This window comes from Streptomyces diversicolor (assembly GCF_057537855.1).
In genome coordinates, this window is sequence record NZ_BAAJXA010000014.1 from 181,463 (window position 1) to 194,871 (window position 13,409).

Sequence of the window (13,409 nt, forward strand, 5' to 3'; positions counted from 1 at the left end):
GGCAGAATGCTCGGAACGGATCGAGTGCGAAAGGGTCGATCGGGTCCGAGCACTATTTAAAGTAGGGGCGCTACGCGCGTAGAGCGGCCCCTTTCCCGAGGAGAGTGCGCCATCGACGCGTCCAGCAGCCCTCCGCCCACCGCTTCGACGACAGCCGCGGTGCAGCTCGCGGGCATCACCAAACGATTCCCGGGTGTCGTCGCCAACCACGACATCCACCTGACCGTCCGCAAGGGCACCGTGCACGCCCTCGTCGGCGAGAACGGCGCCGGCAAGTCGACCCTGATGAAGATCCTCTACGGCATGCAGAAGCCGGACGAGGGCACCATCCGCGTCGACGGCGAGGAGGTCGCCTTCGGCAGCCCCGCCGACGCCATCGCCCGCGGCATCGGCATGGTCCACCAGCACTTCATGCTGGCGGACAACATGACCGTCCTGGAGAACGTGGCGCTCGGCAGCGAGAAGCTGTACGGCATCGGCGGCGCCGCCCGCCGGAAGATCAAGGAGATCTCCGACCGGTACGGCCTGGGCGTCCGCCCGGACGCGCTGGTGGAGGACCTGGGCGTCGCCGACCGGCAGCGGGTGGAGATCCTCAAGGTCCTCTACCGCGGCGCCAGGACCCTGATCCTCGATGAGCCGACCGCCGTCCTCGTACCGCAGGAGGTCGACGCGCTCTTCGACAACCTGCGGGAACTCAAGGCGGAGGGCCTGTCCGTCATCTTCATCTCGCACAAGCTCGGCGAGGTGCTGTCCGTCGCGGACGACATCACCGTCATCCGGCGCGGCACGACGGTCGGCACCGCGATCCCCTCCGAGACCACCTCGCGCCAGCTCGCCGAGATGATGGTCGGCAGCGAACTGCCCACCCCGGAGACCGCCGAGTCCACCGTCACCGACCGGGTCGTGCTGGAGGTGAAGAACCTCACCGTCCACGCCGGCGGCGCCTCCCTCGGCGCCGAGGCCGAACCCGCCGGCGACGGGCTCACCGCCTTCACGGGCACGGGCGAGGCCAAACGCGTCCTCGACGACGTCTCCTTCACCATCCGCGCCGGCGAGGTCATGGGCATCGCCGGCGTCGAGGGCAACGGGCAGACCGAACTGATCGACGCGCTGATCGGCACCAGGAGCGCCGACTTTGGCCGGATCCTCTTCCTGGGCGAGGACATCACCTCCTGGCCCACCCGCAGGCGCCGCGAGTCCGGCGTCGGCTACATCCCCGAGGACCGCCACCGCCAGGGACTGCTGCTGGAAGCCCCGCTGTGGGAGAACCGCATCCTCGGCCATGTCACCGAGAAGCCCAACGCCAAGGGCTTCTGGCTCGACCCCAAGGGCGCCCAGGCCGACACCCGCCGGATCGTCGAGGCGTACGACGTCCGCACCCCCGGCATCGACGTCACCGCGGCCTCGCTGTCCGGCGGCAACCAGCAGAAGCTGATCGTCGGCCGCGAGATGAGCCACGACCCGAAGTTCCTGATCGCCGCCCACCCCACCCGCGGTGTGGACGTCGGCGCCCAGGCACAGATCTGGGACCGCATCCGCGAGGCCCGCCGGGAGGGCCTGGCCGTGCTGCTGATCTCCGCCGACCTGGACGAGCTGATCGGCCTGTCGGACACCCTGCGGGTGATCTACGACGGCAGGCTGGTCGCGGACGCCGACCCGGCCGCCATCACCCCGGAGGAACTGGGCTCGGCCATGACGGGTGCCGCCTCCGGCCACCTCGAACACGCAAGCGCCGGTCCGGAGGACGAGGCCCGATGAAGAAGTTCGACAAGGAGCGGGTGCTCCTCGCGGTGGCCGGACCGGTCATCGCGCTCCTCCTCGCGATCGCGCTGACCTCGATCGTGCTGCTCGCCTCGGGGAAGAACCCGTTCGAGCCGTACCGGCTGATGCTGGAGCAGCTGCCGTACTCGGACATCCAGGTCCTGATCGTCAACCAGGCGTCCCTGTACTACATCGCCGCCCTCGCGGTCGCCCTCGGCTTCCGGATGAACCTGTTCAACATCGGCGTCGACGGCCAGTACCGGCTCGCCGCGGTGATGACCGCCGTCGTCGGCGCGAACATCGCCCTGCCGGGCTTCGTGCAGATACCGCTGCTCCTGCTGGTCGCCATGTTCACCGGCGCCTTCTGGGCCGGCATCGCCGGCGTCCTGAAGGTCACTCGCGGCGTCAGCGAGGTCGTCGCCACGATCATGCTGAACTCCATCGCGACCTCGCTCATCGGCTATGTCACCCTCGCCGACGTCTGGGGCGTCCAGGTCGGCAACAACATGACGACCGGCGTCATGGAGAAGTCCGGCTGGTTCCCCGGCATCGACCTGGGCTCCGACGTCGGCGAGATCTACGGCCTGGTCTTCCTCGCCGTGCTGCTGGGCGTCCTGTACTGGATCGTCCTCAACCGCACCCGGTTCGGCTTCGACCTGCGCGCCACCGGCGCCTCCGAGACGGCCGCCGCGGCCTCCGGCGTCAACGCCAAGCGGATGGTGCTGACCTCCATGCTGATCTCCGGCGCGGTCGCGGGCCTGTCCGGCCTGCCGCTGCTGCTCGGCGACACCCACACCTACAGCCTGAGCTTCCCGGCGGGCCTCGGGTTCACCGCCATCGGCATCGCCCTGCTCGGCCGCAACCACCCCGGAGGCATCGCCCTCGCCGCCCTGCTGTGGGCCTTCCTCGACAAGGCATCGCCCGCCCTCGACTACGCGACCCCGGTGGCGTACGAGAAGGAGATCGCCACGATCATGCAGGGCCTGATCGTCTTCGCGGTCGTCATCTCGTACGAGGCCGTACGCCAGTGGGGCCTGCGCCGCCAGCAGCGCCAGGTCGGCGCCGAGCTGGCCGCCGCCGCCCTCAACGTCAAGAAGGAAGAGGTGGCGGCCTGATGAGCACCGCGACCGTCGCGAAGCCGAAGGCGAAGCAGCCCGCCAAGGGCGGCCGCCGCCTGTCGCTCCCGGTACTCCTGCTGGTCATCGCGGGCGTCCTGGTGCTGACCTCGATCGTCCGCCTGATCACCGGCGCGGACGGCATCACCTCGACCGGCCAGATGTCCACCGCCCTGCGCCTCGCCGTGCCGATCGGCCTCGCGGGCCTCGGCGGCCTGTGGGCCGAGCGCTCCGGCGTCGTCAACATCGGCCTCGAAGGCATGATGATCCTCGGCACCTGGTTCGGCGCCTGGGCCGGCTACCAGTGGGGCCCGTGGACCGGTGTGCTCTTCGGTGTGATCGGCGGCGCCCTCGGCGCCGTGCTGCACGCCATCGCCACCGTCACCTTCAACGTCAACCACATCGTCTCCGGTGTGGCCCTCAACATCCTCGCCCTCGGCACCACCCGCTATCTGTCGAAGTTCACCTTCGCCGACGCGCCCCAGGGCTCCGCGAAGCAGTCCCCGCCGATCAGCTCCCTGGGCAGCTTCGACATCCCCGGCCTGTCCGGCTGGCTGGACACCCTCAACCAGAAGCACTGGTTCCTCGTCTCCGATATCGCGGGACTGCTCGGCGGGCTGGTCACCGACCTGTCGCCGCTCACCGTCATCGCGGTGGCGCTGGTGCCGCTCAGCTGGTGGGTGCTGTGGCGCACGGCCTTCGGGCTGCGGCTGCGCTCCTGCGGCGAGAACCCGGTGGCCGCCGAATCCCTCGGCGTCAACGTCTACAAGTACAAGTACATCGCGGTGATCATCTCGGGTGGCTTCGCGGGCCTCGGCGGCGCGTTCCTGTCCATCGTCGCCTCGAACGTCTACCTCGACGGCCAGACCGCCGGCCGCGGCTACATCGGCCTCGCCGCGATGATCTTCGGCAACTGGATGCCGGGCGGCCTCGCGCTGGGCGCCGGCCTGTTCGGCTACACCGACAGCCTCAACCTGCGCGGCGGCACGGTGAACGTGCACGCGCTGATCCTGCTCCTCGCCATCCTGCTGGTGTTCGGCGCGGCCTACCTCGCCTGGCGCAAGCGGTACGTACCGGCCGTCGTCACCGCCGTGGTCGCCGCCCTGATGTTCGTCTGGTACGCCACCACCAACGAGGTCCCGCGCCAGCTCGTCACCGCCACCCCCTACCTCGTCACCCTGCTCGTGCTGTCGCTGTCCGCGCAGTCCCTGCGGATGCCGAAGGCGGACGGCCTGCCGTACCGGAAGGGACAGGGCAAGTGACCGGGCCCGCCGCCGTCGACTGGGAGGCGCTGCGCGCCGAGGCGCGGGAGGCCATGACCCACGCGTACGCCCCCTACTCGGGCTACCCCGTCGGGGCGGCGGCCCTGGTCGACGACGGGCGCACGGTCTCCGGCTGCAACGTCGAGAACGCCTCCTACGGTCTCGGCCTGTGCGCCGAGTGCGGCCTTGTCTCCGCACTGCGGCGCACCGGGGGCGGCCGGCTCACGCACTTCACCTGCGTGGACGGCACGGGCGCGCTGCTCGTGCCGTGCGGCCGCTGCCGCCAGCTGCTGTACGAGTTCGGCGGGTCCGACCTGCTCCTCGACACCCCCGAGGGCGTCCTGCCGCTGTCCCGGATGCTGCCCCAGGCCTTCGGCCCCGACCACCTCACCAAGTAACTCCCGTGCGGCCCCCTCGGCCTCGCTCGGGGGGCCGCATCTGCGCAATTCCGGAAGGAAGGCCATGGCCATGGACGCCGTCTCCGTCATCCGCACCAAGCGGGACCGCGGAGAGCTGACCGACGAGCAGATCGACTGGGTCATCGACGCCTACACCCACGGGGAGGTCGCCGACGAGCAGATGTCCGCGCTCGCGATGGCCATCCTGCTCAACGGCATGAACCGGCGGGAGATCGCCCGCTGGACCGCCGCGATGATCGCCTCCGGCGAGCGCATGGACTTCTCCTCACTGTCCCGCCCGACCGCCGACAAGCACTCCACCGGCGGCGTCGGCGACAAGATCACGCTGCCGCTCGCGCCCCTGGTGGCGGCCTGCGGGGCCGCCGTGCCGCAGTTGTCCGGGCGCGGCCTCGGCCACACCGGCGGCACCCTCGACAAGCTGGAGTCCATCCCCGGCTGGCGGGCGCTGCTGTCCAACGAGGAGATGCTGGACGTCCTCGACACCACCGGCGCGGTGATCTGCGCGGCCGGCGACGGCCTGGCCCCCGCCGACAAGAAGCTGTACGCGCTGCGCGACGTCACCGGCACGGTCGAGGCGATCCCCCTCATCGCCTCCTCGATCATGTCGAAGAAGATCGCCGAGGGCACCGGCTCGCTCGTGCTGGACGTCAAGGTGGGCACCGGCGCCTTCATGAAGACCATCGAGGACGCCCGCGAGCTGGCCTCGACCATGGTCGGCCTCGGCACGGACCACGGGGTGCGGACCATCGCGCTCCTCACGGACATGGCCACCCCGCTCGGCCGCACGGCCGGCAACGCCCTGGAGGTCCGCGAGTCCGTCGAGGTACTGGCCGGCGGCGGCCCCGCTGACGTGGTGGAGCTGACCCTCGCCCTGGCCCGGGAGATGCTGGCCGCGGCGGGCATCACGGACGCCGACCCGGCCAAGGCCCTGGCCGACGGCTCCGCCATGGACGTCTGGCGCCGGATGATCGCGGCGCAGGGCGGCGACCCCGACGCCCCGCTGCCCGCCTCGCGCGAACAGCACACCGTCACCGCCCCGGCCGGCGGTGTCCTCACCCGCCTCGACGCCTACGACATCGGCGTCGCCGCCTGGCGCCTCGGCGCGGGGCGCGCCCGCAAGGAGGACCCGGTGCAGGCGGCGGCGGGCGTCGAACTGCACGCCAAGCCGGGCGAGAAGGTGACCGCGGGTCAGCCCCTGCTGACCCTGCACACGGACACCCCGGAGCGGTTCGCGTACGCGCTCCAGGCGGTGGAGGGTTCCTACGACATCGCGGCGCCGGGCACGGCCTTCACGGCGTCCCCCGTAGTGCTGGAACGTATCGCCTGACCTGCGGTTTCCCCATTCGGGTGAACGGGACCGGTGGACCGGCACCGGTCCCGTTGGGCATGCTGGGATCGGTGACGCACCGATTGGAGACCGCCATGAGCGCACTCACCGTCGACCACACGACGGCCAGCGGCCACGAGTGGGACGGCCTCGTCCGGATCTGGCAGGAGACGGACGCGCCAGAGGGCTGCAAGGTGGAGATCATCGAGGGGATCGTCACCGTGGCACCACCGCCGTCCAACGTCCACAACGACATTGCCGAACTGTTGCAGTACGAGCTGTATCAGGTCATCCCCCGTCGCTGGGGTATCTACCAGACGTTGGGCATGGCCGTGCCGTCCCGCGACGGCCTCTACGTGCCCGACCTTGCGGTGGTGCCGAGGGAGGTACTGCGCGCGGAGGGGCCCAACTACGTCTCAGCGGCTGCGGCTGAGCTGATCGTCGAGGTCACGTCCAAGTCCAACGCCAGTAACGACCGCATCAAGAAGGCCGCTGGATACGCGCAGGCAGGCGTTCCGCTCTACCTCCTCATTGACCGCTGGGCTCCGGGCGGCCCCACCATTACGCTCTATGGAGAGCCGAAGGGCGATGTGTACCGAATCCTGCGTGCCGTGAAGTTCGGCGATCCCGTCGAACTGCCGGAGCCGTTCGGAGCCACGATCGACACCGGAGAGTTCCCGGCCGAGTAGCGCCGCGCGGTAACGTCCTTGGGCGCCGATGAGTTGAGGGTGTTCCGGCGGTCTGACAGTACGTGGATGCCAGGACACCGGCCGTGCTCGTGCTGACCGGCCCCGTCGCCCGGGACGAGGTGACGGGGTTCTGCGACGATCTGCGAGGGCTGTTGGCGGTCACCGGGCCGGGGGTCGTGGTCGTGGATGTGGGCGGGCTCGGGCCGCCGGGGCTCTGGGCGGTGGAGCTGCTGGCCCGGCTGGAGCTGACCGCCCGCAGGGCCGGCGGGCGGACCCGGCTGCGGGCCGCCGACCCCGCGCTACGCGCCCTCCTCGATCTCGTCGGCCTCCGCTTCCAGATGGAGGGGCAGGCCGAACAGGGGGAACCAGCGGGCGGTGTCGAGGAAGCAGTGCAGACCGGTGATCCGGCCCTCTGACACCTCCAGCACCTGCACCGCCCAGGCGGCGAAACCGCCCTTGTCCGGGTCCGGCTTGTACTGCGCGAAGGCCGGCAGGCCGTTGGCCTCGACCGGCAGCAGGCGGGAGCCCGCGCAGGCGGCACCGAGGGTGGTCATGAAGCCGGTCATGTCGGCCGGGCCGCTCAGCCACAGGTCGAACGGCGGCATCGTCATGACGGCGTCCTCGTGCAGCAGGGCGATGAGCGCCGCCATGTCGTACCCCTCGAACGCCTTCACATAGCGCTCCAGGAGTCTTTGCTGCTCCTCGTCGAGCGGGTCGGAGACGGCCGCGTCCGCGCCCTGGCCCGCCCGCTCGGCGAGCGTCGCGCGGGCCCGCTGCAACGCGCTGTTCACGGACGCCACCGTGGTGCCGAGCAGTTCGGCGACCTCGCTCGCCTTCCAGGCCAGCACCTCGCGCAGGATCAGCACCGCCCGCTGCTTGGGCGGCAGTTGCTGCAGGGCGGCCATGAAGGCCAGCCGGACCGATTCCTTGGCGACGGCGGCCTCCGCCGGGTCGTCGACGGTGGGCAGTACACGGGCGTCCGGCATCGGCTCCAGCCAGGTGTTGTCCGGGCGGGGGGTCAGGGCCGCCTGGGCGAGCGGCGTCGCATCGGTCAGGTCCATGGGCCGCGCCCGCTTGTTGCCCGCCGTCAGCATGTCCAGGCAGACGTTCGTCGCGATCCGGTACAGCCAGGAGCGGAGGCTGGAGCGGCCCTCGAACTTCGCGTAGCTCCGCCAGGCGCGGACCAGGGTGTCCTGTACGGCGTCCTCGGCCTCGAAGGAGGACCCGAGCATGCGGTAGCAGTAACCGGTCAGCTCGACGCGGTGCTTCTCCAGTGCGACGTCGAGATCCGTCGTCGCGGTGCTGTCGCTCATCGTCCACCCACCCCTGTGGCCGTTCCTGTTCGCGCGCCTTTGCGCCCAGTACTCCGGAAACTACAACAGCCCACTGACAACGGCCCCCCGAGCCCACAAACGCCCAGCTCAGACCGTTTCCCTTCAAAACCCCGCCTCACCGACACCCCCCGGGACCCAGCAACGGGGGCGGCAAGGGCAAGGGCAAGGGCAGGGGCAGTGGTAGAGGGGAGAAGCAGGGGCAGAGGCAGAGGGAAGAGGAGGGGGCAGTGGCAGGGAGAGGCAGGGGCAGGGTCGGGGCAACGCGCCGGGAGGCCCTCGCTCCACGCGGCCGGGACCACCCGCCGGGACAACAGCCCACTCTCACCGTCCTACGGGGGGGCGGGCCCCATGGAGCCGGGCCCTATCCCGGCGGTGGGCCCGCCGCCCGCTCGCCGATCGCGGCAGCGCGTCCTCCCGCACGGGGGCCGCCCGCTCTCAACGCGCGGGAACCCCCCTGGGCCGCTCGGCATCGATGTCCGTGCGGTGCGATGCCCACTCGCACGCCTGCGGCGGCCCTCACGTGCCGGGAGGCTCATCGTCACGGGGCTGGGGCCGCCTGTCGGGGCGGCTCACCCTCATGCGTGGGCCGTCTCACGCTCACGTGCGAGGCCCCGTCCTGCTGCTGGGCAGCGATGGCCGCGCGGGGCGACGCCCACTCGCACGCCTGCGGCGGCCCTCACGTGCCGGGTGGCTCATCGTCACGCGGCTGGGGGCGCCCGTCGGGGCGGCCCGTCCTCATGCGTGGGCCGTCTCACGCTCACGTGCGAGGCCCCGTCCTGCTGCTGGGCATCGATGTTCGTGCGGCGGCGGCCGTCCGCACGCCCACGGACCGACGACCCTCACGCGCCGGGAGGCCCATCCCCTCACGTGGTCGGCGCCCCGGGCTGGGTGGGGTTCTTGGGCTCAGTGGGTGGTGGGGAGGGGCTTGGGGCGGGGGGTGGTGCGGCGGGCTGCCCGGGAGCCGAAGGCCGTGATGGTCACGACGCCGACGATCGCGAGCACTGCGACCCCGACCGTCCCGGGCCAGCCGTTCGCGTGGAAGGCGACCGCGCCCACCGTGCTGCCCGCGCTGGAGCCGATGTAGTACGCCGACTGGTACAGCGCCGCGGCCTGCGCCCGGCCGTGCGTCGCCGTCTTGCTGACCGCCGAGGACGCCACCGCGTGCCCCGCGAAGAAGCCCGCCGTGATCAGCACGAGGCCCAGCAGGACCAGCGGGAGGGAGGGCGCCAGGGACAGCAGCAGACCGGCCGCGGTCGTGCCGCCCGCCAGGTACAGGGCGCCCCGCCGGCCGAGGCGCATGACCAGCCGGCCCGCCGTCGACGCCGACACGGTGCCGACCAGGTACACCAGGAAGATCGAGCCGACGATGCCCTGCGGCAGCCCGAACGGCGCCTCCGTCAGCCGGTAGCCGATCACCGTGTACACGCCGCCGAACACCGTCATGAACAGCGCGCCGATCGCGTACAGACGGCGCAGGAGCGGGTCCGCCAGATGGTCGCGGACCGCACGGGCGAGGACCCGTGGCCGCAGCGAGCCGGGCTTGAAGTGCCGCGGCGTCGGCAGCAGCATCCGGAACGCCACCGCGCAGCCCACCGCGATCACGCCGATCACGCCGACCGCGACCCGCCAGCCCCACTCCTGGGCGACCCAGCCGGTGATGACCCGGCCGCTCATCCCGCCGACGCTGTTGCCCGCGACGAACAGCCCGATCGCCGTGACCAGCGCCCGCGGCCGGACCTCCTCGGCCAGGTACGCCGTCGCCGAGGCGGGCAGCCCGGCCAGCGCCGCACCCTGCACCGCCCGCAGCGCCACCAGCACGCCCAGCGAAGGGGCGAACGGGACGAGCACGCCGACCGACACCGCCACCGCCAGCGACGCCGTCATCACCGTACGGCGGCCGAAGCGCTCCGACAGGGCGCTCATCGGCAGCACGAACAGCGCCAGGCCGCCGGTCGCGGCGGCCACCGTCCAGCTCGCCTCGCTCGCCGCCACCCCGAACTCGCCGGAGATGAGCGGCAGCAGGGCCTGCGTGGAGTAGAGGAGCGCGAAGGTCGCGACACCGGCGAGGAAGAGGGCGAGGCTCATCCGGCGGTAGCCGGGGCCGCCCGGGGTGAGACGGGAGTCGGAGTCGTCGGCGTGGGAAGCGGAGGCGGGAGCGGACGCGGATACGGCGGCGGAAGCGGTCGGGACGGCGTCCACGTCGGTGGACGCCCCGGTACTGGCGGGAGACATGCCTCGAAGCTACGGAGCCCGCCGCTGATCCGTCCAATGCATGGAATCGGCATAATCGTTCCCATGGTGCATCAGCAAAGGCCACAGCCGCGTCTGTCACCGTCCAGTGACACAGAAGACATGACCGACATGGCGCGGCTGCTCGCCCCGCGGCTCGCCTACTTCGCCGCGGTCGCCCGTACCGAGCATGTGACGCGGGCCGCGCTGGAGGCGCAGGTCCCGCAGTCCACCCTGTCCCGGGCCATGGTCCGCCTCGAACAGGACCTCGGCGTCGACCTCTTCGCCCGCCGCGGCCGCACCCTCTCGCTCACCCCGGCCGGCCGCACCTTCCTCGCCTCCGTCGAACGCGCCCTGGCCGAGATCGGACGGGCCGCGGACGAGGTGCGCGCCGACGCCGACCCGGCCTCCGGCAAGGTCGCCTTCGGCTTTCTGCACACTCTGGGCGCCGAGACGGTCCCCGGGCTCATCCACGCGTTCCGCGCCGACCATCCGCGCGTGCGCTTCAGCCTGGTGCAGAACTACGGCGAGGCCATGCTGGAGCGGTTGCGCGCGGGCGAACTCGACCTCTGTCTGACCTCGCCGGTCCCCGACGCCCCGGACCTGGTGGGGCGCCGCCTGGACGAGCAGAAGCTCCGTCTGGTGGTGCCCGCCGACCACCGTCTCGCGGGACGGCGCCGGATCCGGCTCGCGGAGGCCGCCGAGGAGGTCTTCGTCACCCTGGAGCCCGGCTACGGCCTGCGCCGTATCACCGACGCCGTGTGCAAGGAGGCGGGCTTCAAGCCGCGGATCGCCTTCGAGGGGGAGGAGGCGGAGACCCTTCGGGGGCTGGTGGCGGCCGGGCTCGGAGTGGCCCTGCTGCCACCGCCCGCGGTCCCGCGTCCGGGCGTGGTGGAACTGACGGTGACGGCTCCCCGCGCGGTACGGGAGATCGGAGTGGCCTGGCTGGACGGCCACCCGGACACCCCACCGGTGGCCGCGTTCAAGAAGTTCCTCCTGTCCAAACGCGGCAACCTCCTGCCCTGACCCCCTCCACCGTCCCTGGTCGGGACACGTATCGACCGGCGGGCGCGGCCACGCCGGCGGCGGCCCCGTCACCGCGAGATGGGGGAGAAGAGCCGGCCGGGATGGGTCAGGGGTGGCGTAGGGAGCGGCCGAAGCCGGTGGCGAGGGGCATGCGGAGGCCGATGGGCGGCGGCGCGGCCAGGGCGTCCTCCACGGGACGGGACAACGCGTGCCCGAACAGCGCGCCCATCGCGAAGTCCGCGGCGAGCGCCAGCACTTCGTGCCGGTGCTGATGCAGCCCGTGCCCGTCGGAGTGCACCTCGAACCGGCACACCTCCCGGTTCGCCTTCTTCGCCCGGGCGGCCAGCCGGAACGACAGCTCCGGATCGGTCCGCTCGTCGTTCGTGCCGTGCACGATCAGCACCCGCCGCCCCACCAGCTGCCGCACCGGCTCCGGCGGCGCCGCCACGTCGTCCTCGGGCAGCCAAGGGGCGATGGCCGCCACGGAGTTGACCGCGTCATGGCCGCCCGCGCGCAGCGCCGCCCGGCCGCCCATACCGACCCCGACCAGGCACACCGGCACATCGCCGTAGCGGCGTACGACCTCGTCGACCGCCCAGGACGCGTCCTGCGCGAGATGCGCCTCGCTGCCGTTCCAGCCGCGATAGCGGTAGTGCACGGCGTGGGTGGCCAGTCCCTCGCCGCGGCCCGCCTTGGCGAGCGTCCGGCCGAGCGCGCGGACGAACGCCGTCGCCCACACGGGCGACGGTCTGCGGGCGGAGACCTCCTCACCGCCGGGCAGGATCAGCACCGCCCCGCTCACCGCCGTCGGCTCCCGGCCGACTGCCCTTCCCAGCCTGGCCGTTCGCAGCGGCGTCAGTTGCTGTGCCATGGCAGAACAGTGTCAGAAGCAGCGGTGTACGCGACCCTTCCGTGCGGTCACCGTTGGGTATCGACGGAGACCCGCGGCCCGTGATCTACGCGCGTAGGAGTTAGAGTGCGGAAATGACGAGCCAGACTGCACCGACCGGGACCGTCCCGACGCCGGACCAGATCCGCCGGGCCCCCAAGGTCCTGCTGCACGACCACCTCGACGGCGGCCTGCGCCCCGGCACCGTCGTCGACCTAGCCCGGGAGACCGTCCCCCACAGCCCTAAAGGCGTGGGAGGTACCCCCATCTCCCAGCTTCCCGAAACCGACCCCGACAAACTCGGCGTCTGGTTCCGTGAGGCCGCCGACTCCGGCTCCCTGGAGCGGTATCTGGAGACCTTCTCGCACACCGTGGGCGTAATGCAGACCCGCGACGCGCTGATCCGCGTCGCCCGCGAGTGCGCCGAGGACCTGGCCCTCGACGGCGTCGTCTACGCCGAGGTGCGCTACGCCCCCGAGCAGCACCTGGAGGGCGGGCTGAGCCTGGAAGAGGTGGTCGAGGCCGTCAACGAGGGCTTCCGGCAGGGCGAGGCGCTGGCCCGGGAGAGCGGCCACCGCATCCGGGTCGGCGCCCTGCTCACCGCCATGCGGCACGCCGCCCGCGCCCTGGAGATCGCCGAACTCGCCAACCGCTACCGGGACCTGGGCGTCGTCGGCTTCGACATCGCGGGCGCCGAGGCCGGCTACCCGCCCACCCGGCACCTCGACGCGTTCGAGTACCTCAAGCGCGAGAACAACCACTTCACCATCCACGCCGGCGAGGCTTTCGGACTGCCGTCCATCTGGCAGGCCCTCCAGTGGTGCGGCGCAGACCGGCTCGGACACGGGGTGCGGATCATCGACGACATCCAGGTCGACGAGGACGGCTCGGTGCGGCTCGGACGGCTCGCCTCGTACGTGCGGGACAAGCGCATCCCGCTGGAACTGTGCCCCAGCTCCAACCTGCAGACCGGGGCCGCCGCCTCCTACGCCGAGCACCCGATCGGGCTGCTGCGCCGGCTGCACTTCCGGGCCACCGTGAACACCGACAACCGGCTGATGTCGCACACCAGCATGAGCCGGGAATTCGATCACCTTGTCGAGGCATTCGGTTACACGCTCGACGACATGCAGTGGTTCTCCGTCAATGCGATGAAATCAGCGTTCATTCCTTTCGATGAACGACTGGCCATGATCAATGACGTCGTCAAGCCCGGATACGCGGAGCTGAAATCCGAATGGCTGTTCCGGCAGACCGCTTCCACCAGCGGTTCTGTCGCTCGGGAGGGCTGAATACACCCGCGAGGCGGCACACGGAACACGGGCCGGCTTCACCATCCGTCCGCATTTCGATGTTTG

Annotated in this window: 12 protein-coding genes; 9 read left to right on the plus strand and 3 right to left on the minus strand. The window is 71.5% G+C overall.

Annotated features, from left to right (window positions below):
- Window positions 1-111: 111 nt before the first annotated feature.
- The 7 genes from AC27LF_RS18825 (at window position 112) to AC27LF_RS18855 (ending at window position 6,989) form a co-directional block, all read left to right on the plus strand.
- On the plus strand, window positions 112-1,758 hold the full coding sequence (locus tag AC27LF_RS18825; protein ID WP_479657205.1) for an ABC transporter ATP-binding protein: 1,647 nt from the start codon (window positions 112-114) through the stop codon (window positions 1,756-1,758).
- The gene (locus AC27LF_RS18830) at window positions 1,755-2,876 is read left to right on the plus strand and encodes an ABC transporter permease (protein WP_479657165.1); all 1,122 of its coding nucleotides are present in this window, start codon (window positions 1,755-1,757) and stop codon (window positions 2,874-2,876) included. The genes AC27LF_RS18825 and AC27LF_RS18830 overlap by 4 nt, the downstream gene beginning before the upstream one ends.
- Window positions 2,876-4,138 carry an ABC transporter permease gene (locus tag AC27LF_RS18835; protein WP_479657166.1) on the plus strand — a complete coding sequence of 421 codons (1,263 nt, stop codon included), beginning with the start codon at window positions 2,876-2,878 and terminating at the stop codon, window positions 4,136-4,138. The genes AC27LF_RS18830 and AC27LF_RS18835 overlap by 1 nt, the downstream gene beginning before the upstream one ends.
- Window positions 4,135-4,536, plus strand: coding sequence for a cytidine deaminase (locus AC27LF_RS18840; protein ID WP_479657167.1), 402 nt, complete (start codon window positions 4,135-4,137; stop codon window positions 4,534-4,536). Before AC27LF_RS18835 ends, AC27LF_RS18840 begins: the two co-directional genes overlap by 4 nt.
- Window positions 4,537-4,600: 64 nt before the next feature.
- Window positions 4,601-5,884 (plus strand): thymidine phosphorylase, encoded by a 1,284-nt coding sequence (locus tag AC27LF_RS18845; protein ID WP_479657168.1) that lies wholly within the window; start codon window positions 4,601-4,603, stop codon window positions 5,882-5,884.
- A 95-nt stretch (window positions 5,885-5,979) separates the two neighbouring features.
- Window positions 5,980-6,573 carry a Uma2 family endonuclease gene (locus AC27LF_RS18850; protein WP_479657206.1) on the plus strand — a complete coding sequence of 198 codons (594 nt, stop codon included), beginning with the start codon at window positions 5,980-5,982 and terminating at the stop codon, window positions 6,571-6,573.
- Window positions 6,574-6,656: 83 nt separating this feature from the next.
- A complete protein-coding gene (locus AC27LF_RS18855; protein WP_479657169.1) occupies window positions 6,657-6,989 on the plus strand; it encodes an STAS domain-containing protein in 333 nt (110 codons plus the stop codon).
- On the opposite strand, the gene AC27LF_RS18860 is transcribed toward AC27LF_RS18855, so the two are convergent.
- Together AC27LF_RS18860 and AC27LF_RS18865 are read right to left on the minus strand one after the other, a co-directional pair.
- Window positions 6,873-7,886, minus strand: a complete 1,014-nt coding sequence (locus AC27LF_RS18860) for a sigma-70 family RNA polymerase sigma factor (protein WP_479657170.1) — start codon at window positions 7,884-7,886, stop codon at window positions 6,873-6,875. The genes AC27LF_RS18855 and AC27LF_RS18860 overlap by 117 nt on opposite strands.
- A gap of 924 nt (window positions 7,887-8,810) precedes the next feature.
- Entirely contained in the window at window positions 8,811-10,139 is a 1,329-nt protein-coding gene (locus AC27LF_RS18865) for an MFS transporter (RefSeq protein ID WP_479657171.1), read from the minus strand.
- Window positions 10,140-10,202: 63 nt separating this feature from the next.
- Between AC27LF_RS18865 and AC27LF_RS18870 the strand changes: the two genes are divergently transcribed.
- On the plus strand, window positions 10,203-11,162 hold the full coding sequence (locus tag AC27LF_RS18870) for a LysR family transcriptional regulator (RefSeq protein WP_479657172.1): 960 nt from the start codon (window positions 10,203-10,205) through the stop codon (window positions 11,160-11,162).
- Window positions 11,163-11,268: 106 nt separating this feature from the next.
- On the opposite strand, the gene AC27LF_RS18875 is transcribed toward AC27LF_RS18870, so the two are convergent.
- Window positions 11,269-12,033, minus strand: coding sequence for a prolyl oligopeptidase family serine peptidase (locus AC27LF_RS18875; RefSeq protein ID WP_479657173.1), 765 nt, complete (start codon window positions 12,031-12,033; stop codon window positions 11,269-11,271).
- 113 nt (window positions 12,034-12,146) lie between these two features.
- Here AC27LF_RS18875 and AC27LF_RS18880 point away from each other — a divergent pair, with 113 nt between their 5' ends.
- A complete protein-coding gene (locus AC27LF_RS18880; RefSeq protein ID WP_479657174.1) occupies window positions 12,147-13,343 on the plus strand; it encodes an adenosine deaminase in 1,197 nt (398 codons plus the stop codon).
- The last annotated feature ends 66 nt before the right edge of the window (window positions 13,344-13,409 follow it).

Excerpts from the sequence above, each read along its gene's own strand:
- AC27LF_RS18830 (WP_479657165.1), top strand. The coding sequence starts at position 1,755 with ATGAAGAAGTTCGACAAGGAGCGGGTGCTCCTCGCGGTGGCCGGACCG.
- AC27LF_RS18835 (WP_479657166.1), top strand. The coding sequence starts at position 2,876 with ATGAGCACCGCGACCGTCGCGAAGCCGAAGGCGAAGCAGCCCGCCAAG.
- AC27LF_RS18845 (WP_479657168.1), top strand. The coding sequence starts at position 4,601 with ATGGCCATGGACGCCGTCTCCGTCATCCGCACCAAGCGGGACCGCGGA.
- AC27LF_RS18850 (WP_479657206.1), top strand. The coding sequence starts at position 5,980 with ATGAGCGCACTCACCGTCGACCACACGACGGCCAGCGGCCACGAGTGG.
- AC27LF_RS18860 (WP_479657170.1), bottom strand. The coding sequence starts at position 7,886 with ATGAGCGACAGCACCGCGACGACGGATCTCGACGTCGCACTGGAGAAG.
- AC27LF_RS18865 (WP_479657171.1), bottom strand. The coding sequence starts at position 10,139 with ATGTCTCCCGCCAGTACCGGGGCGTCCACCGACGTGGACGCCGTCCCG.
- AC27LF_RS18870 (WP_479657172.1), top strand. The coding sequence starts at position 10,203 with ATGGTGCATCAGCAAAGGCCACAGCCGCGTCTGTCACCGTCCAGTGAC.
- AC27LF_RS18875 (WP_479657173.1), bottom strand. The coding sequence starts at position 12,033 with ATGGCACAGCAACTGACGCCGCTGCGAACGGCCAGGCTGGGAAGGGCA.
- AC27LF_RS18880 (WP_479657174.1), top strand. The coding sequence starts at position 12,147 with ATGACGAGCCAGACTGCACCGACCGGGACCGTCCCGACGCCGGACCAG.